Below are 3,814 nucleotides of genomic sequence, written 5' to 3'. Positions count from 1 at the left end.
GGCCCGCCTCGGGCTGCGCCCGGAGACGGTGAAGGCGTACCTGCGCGCGGCGATGCGCAAGCTGGGCGCGCGGACGCGCGGGGAGGCGGTGGCGGTGGCGCGTCGGGCGGGGATCGTCGGGTGAGAGGGCGGGCACGGGTCGTCGGCCGGGGCGGCGGGCGGTTGGGACAGCGGGCGTTGTCACACCCGTGCCCTACGGTGGTCCGCACCTGAACGGGAGGAGGCCGTCATGAGCGGCGAGACGGTGACGGTGAGCGACGCGGACGCGGGGACCACGACCGGCGGGGGGCCGGTGGACCCGGAGGTCTCGGTGCTGCGCGAGGCGCTGCGCGCGCAGCGGGCGCACGTGCTCGGGGCGCTGGAGGGGCTGGACGAGGAGGACCTGCGACGGGGGGTGCTGCCCTCGGGGTGGTCGTGCCTGGGGCTGTTGCGGCATCTCGCGCTGGACGTCGAGCGGTTCTGGTTCCTGGGGGTGCTCGCCGCGGACCCCGAGGTCATGGCCTCGGTGACGGGGACGAAGGCGGGGGACGACGCGTGGCGGCCCGCGCCCGGGGACACCGGGGAGAGCCTGCGGGCGCTGTACCGGGCGGAGGCGGAGCGCGCGGACGCGGTGCTCGACGGGCTCACGGCCGCGGAGCCGCCCGCGTGGTGGCCGGGCGAGCTGTTCGGCTCGTACCGGCTGCACACGGTCCGCGAGGTCCTCGTGCACGTCCTGACCGAGACCGCCTGCCACGCGGGGCACGCGGACGCCGTACGGGAGTTGCTCGACGGCCGGCAATGGCTCGTGCTGGACGGCTGAGTTTCGCTACTGTCGTCCCCCGGACCGCGCGAGCAGGAGAGACCATGGCCGAGATCCACCGCACGACGCTGAGCCCCACCAAACTCGAACTGCTCGCCACGTGGCTGCCGAAGCAGCCGTGGTACCGGGGCGGCGGGAGCGGTCCCGCCGTGCTGGAAAAGGCCGGCGGCTTCCGGCTGGACGACCCGGCGGGCGAGGTCGGGATCGAGTTCATGGCGGTCACCGACACCGCGGGCGACGAGCCCGTCACGTACCACGTGCCGCTCACCTACCGGGGCGCGCCGGCCGACGGGCTCGACGCGGCGCTCGTCGGGACGAGCGAGCACGGGGTGCTCGGCAAGCGCTGGGTGTACGACGGGCCGCACGACCCGGTGCTGTGCGCCCAGTTGCTCGCGCTCGCGCGCGGTGAGGCGGAGGCGCAGGCGCAGAGCCTGAGCGATACGCCCGACCCGAGCGTGCACGGCCGCTGGGACGGTCCGCTCCCGGAGGGCGAGGCGACGCCGAGCGGGGTCGTGTCGGGGCCCGAGGGCACGTCGACGGTGCTGTGCGACGGGCGGCTGATGCTCCGTACGCACCGGGTGCTGCGCGCGGCGGACGCCGAGTTCCCGCCGGGGATCGTCGGGTACGTGAGCGGCCTCGCGCCCGCCGATCTCTCGGCGCGGTCCCTGTACGCCTCCTTCCACCTGCCGACGCCCTGAGCCGGAAGATCAACTCCGCCGTGGTCCGCTCCTCTTGACTGTGCGAAGCTCTGGCCATGAGTGACGATCACGAGGAGCGGCGACGCCCGCTCGCCGAGCGCATCCGCACCGACCAGCCGCAGTCGGCGCGCGTGTGGAACTACCTGCTGCGCGGCAAGGACAACTACCCGGTGGACGCGGCCGTCGGCGACATGATCCGGCAGAGCTTCCCCGACATCGCGGGCATCGCGCGCGGCCAGCGGTACTTCCTGGCCCGCGCGGTCCGCTACCTCGCGCGCGAGGCGGGGGTGCGGCAGTTCCTGGACCTGGGGACGGGGCTGCCGACCGCCGACAACACGCACGAGGTCGCGCAGCGCGAGGCGCCGGACGCGCGCGTCGTCTACGTCGACAACGACCCGCTGGTCCTCGCGCACGCGCGGGCGCTCCTGACGAGCACGCCCGAGGGCGCCTGCGCGTACATCGACGCGGATGTGCGCAAGCCCGCGGCGATCCTCGAAGAGGCCGCGCGGACGCTGGACTTCACCAAGCCCGTGGGGCTGACGATGCTCGGCATCATGGGGCAGCTCCCGGACGAGGACGAGCCGCACGCGCTCGTGCGCGAACTGCTCGCGGCGCTGCCTTCGGGAAGCTGGCTCGCGCTCGCGGACGGTGTGGACACGAACGAGACGCTGAACGCGGCGATCGCCGCGTACAACGCGAACTCGGCGAGCGAGTACCACCTGCGCTCCCCCGAGCGGATCGCCGCGTACTTCGAAGGGCTCGACCTCGTCGCGCCGGGCGTGGTCCTGACCTCGGAGTGGCGCCCGGAGCCCGGGCAGGGCGACGTGACGCCGGGCGAGGGCAACGCGATGTGCGGGGTCGCCCGCAAGCCCTGAGGCGGTACGGGGCCGGGGGCGCGGGTGTGCGGGACGGTTCGGTCCGCACCGAAACGACCCCGCCCTAGGCTCCCGCCCATGACCACCGCCTCCGCCCCTCTTCCGCCCTCCCACGTCCCCGTCGAGCCCCCCGTCCTCTACTTCGGCACCCCGGTCGTCCTCCTGACGACGGAGAACGAGGACGGCAGCTTCAATCTCGCGCCGATGTCCTCCGCGTGGGCGCTCGGGCGGAGTGTGGTGCTCGGCCTCGGCGCGCGGGGGCAGACGGCGCGGAACCTCGCACGGCGGCCCGGGCTGGTCATCAGCCTGCCGGGGCCCGCGCTGTGGCCCGCCGTGGAGCGCCTCGCACCGCTGACGGGGCGGTTCCCCGTGCCCGCGGACAAGCACCCGGGCTGCCGCTTCGAGCCGGACAAGTTCGCCGCCGCCGGGCTCACGCCGGAGCCCTCGGAGCGGGTCCGCCCGCCGCGCGTCGCCGAATGCCCGCTCCAACTGGAGGCGGAGGCGGCGCGGGTGAGCCCCGCCGCCGCGGGGAGCTTCGTCGTCGTGGAGACGGCGGTGCTGCGGGTCCACGCCGATCCCGCGCTCGTCGTGCCGGGCACGGACCACATCGACCCGGCCGCCTGGAGCCCGCTGGTCTACAACTTCCGCCACTACTTCGGCCTCGGCCCCGAGCTGGGCCACTCGTACCGGACCGCGACGCCGCGCGGGTGAGCACGGGCCGTCACACCCCCGACCCCGCCCGGTCCGCGCGGTGGATCGGGGCCGGGGAGCCGGTGAGCGGGGCGCCCGTGCCGCCGTGGCGGTGGGCGATGATCTCGGCGACGATCGACAGGGCCGTCTCCTCCGGGGTGCGGGCGCCGAGGTCGAGGCCGATCGGGGAGCGCAGGCGGGCGAGTTCGGGCTCCGTGAGCCCTTCGGCGCGCAGCCGGCGCAGGCGGTCCTCGTGGGTGCGGCGCGAGCCCATCGCGCCGACGTAGGCGACGGGCAGGCGCAGGGCGCGGGCCAGGAGGGGGACGTCGAACCTGGCGTCGTGCGTGAGGACGCACAGGACGGTGCGCGCGTCGGTGCGGGTCCGGTCGAGGTACGTGTGAGGCCAGGCGACGACGAGTTCGTCGGCGTCGGGGAAGCGGGCGCGGGTCGCGAAGACGGGCCGCGCGTCGCACACGGTGACGTGGTAGCCGAGGAAGGACCCGGCACGGGCGAGCGCCGCCGCGTAGTCGATGGCGCCGAAGACGATCATGCGGGGCGGCGGGACGCTCGCTTCGACGAGGAGCGTGACGGGCTGCCCGCAGCGCGAGCCGTCCGCGCCGATCGTCACAGTGCCGGTGCGGCCGAGCGCGAGCAGCGCCGCGGCCTCCGCGGCGGCGGAGCGGTCGAGTTCCGGCGGGCCGCCGCAGCCGCCGCGTACCGTGCCGGAGCCGTCCACGACGAGGGGGCGGCCG

Annotated in this window: 6 protein-coding genes; 5 read left to right on the top strand and 1 reads right to left on the bottom strand. The window is 75.4% G+C overall.

Annotated elements, in window-relative coordinates; genetic code table 11:
- The 5 genes from G3I42_RS23725 to G3I42_RS23705 form a co-directional block, all read left to right on the top strand.
- Positions 1–124, top strand: a 124-nt coding sequence (locus tag G3I42_RS23725; protein WP_164289098.1) for a LuxR C-terminal-related transcriptional regulator, incomplete at its 5' end; no start/stop codon positions are given.
- Positions 125–229: 105 nt separating this feature from the next.
- Complete coding sequence (locus G3I42_RS23720; protein WP_164289096.1) at positions 230–799, top strand: DinB family protein; 570 nt, start codon at positions 230–232, stop codon at positions 797–799.
- A gap of 44 nt (positions 800–843) precedes the next feature.
- Positions 844–1,497 (top strand): 1,4-alpha-glucan branching protein, encoded by a 654-nt coding sequence (locus G3I42_RS23715; protein ID WP_164289094.1) that lies wholly within the window; start codon positions 844–846, stop codon positions 1,495–1,497.
- A 56-nt stretch (positions 1,498–1,553) separates the two neighbouring features.
- Positions 1,554–2,372, top strand: a complete 819-nt coding sequence (locus tag G3I42_RS23710) for an SAM-dependent methyltransferase (protein WP_164289092.1) — start codon at positions 1,554–1,556, stop codon at positions 2,370–2,372.
- A 78-nt stretch (positions 2,373–2,450) separates the two neighbouring features.
- The gene (locus G3I42_RS23705; protein WP_164289090.1) at positions 2,451–3,083 is read left to right on the top strand and encodes a flavin reductase family protein; all 633 of its coding nucleotides are present in this window, start codon (positions 2,451–2,453) and stop codon (positions 3,081–3,083) included.
- Between the two features lie 10 nt (positions 3,084–3,093).
- Here G3I42_RS23705 and G3I42_RS23700 read toward each other — a convergent pair.
- The coding region (locus G3I42_RS23700; RefSeq protein ID WP_164289088.1) for an XdhC family protein at positions 3,094–3,814 on the bottom strand (721 nt) is incomplete at its 5' end.

It is taken from the genome of Streptomyces sp. SID11385, from assembly GCF_010548245.1.
GTDB lineage: Bacteria > Actinomycetota > Actinomycetes > Streptomycetales > Streptomycetaceae > Streptomyces.
Note: the sequence above shows the minus strand (reverse complement) of the source record. Positions and strands in the feature narration are given on the sequence as shown.